Source organism: Caballeronia glathei (assembly GCF_000698595.1).
GTDB classification, from domain to species: domain Bacteria; phylum Pseudomonadota; class Gammaproteobacteria; order Burkholderiales; family Burkholderiaceae; genus Caballeronia; species Caballeronia glathei.
Map to the genome: position 1 here is coordinate 1 of NZ_JFHC01000310.1, position 463 is coordinate 463.

Annotated in this window: 1 protein-coding gene; it reads right to left on the bottom strand. The window is 69.3% G+C overall.

Annotated features, from left to right (window positions below):
- Nucleotides 1-463: condensation domain-containing protein (locus tag BG61_RS38925; protein ID WP_035943870.1), on the bottom strand; the 463-nt coding region annotated here is incomplete at both ends.

Genomic DNA, 463 nt, shown 5'->3' on the forward strand with positions numbered 1-463 from the left:
CAGCATGAAGGGGGTGACGCTTTCGCGATGAGCGAGCGCATTCATGCGTTCGTACAACTCGGGAGGCAGGGCAAAGGGCAGCGTGGCGCCACGTCCGCTGATCTGCGCGGGACGGGGCCGGTCGGTGGGCAGATCGAGGGGTGCGAGCCCGGCGAGCTGGTTGCGCCAGTATTGAGTCTGGCGCTCGAGCTCGGCGCCGGCGAGCCAGTCGCGCTGCCACAGGGTGTAGTCGGCGTACTGCACGGCCAGCGGCGGCAGGGCGGGGGGCTGGTTGCGCAGCGCGGCGGTATAGCAGGCGCCGAGCTCGCGCACCAGCACGCCGGTGGACCAGCCATCGGAGACGATGTGATGCATGGTGAACAGCAGGACGTGTTCGTCTTGCGCGAGGCGCAGCAGTTGGGCGCGCAGGAGCGGACCGTGCTGAAGATCGAAGGCGCGGGTGGCTTCGTCTTGCGCGAGGCGG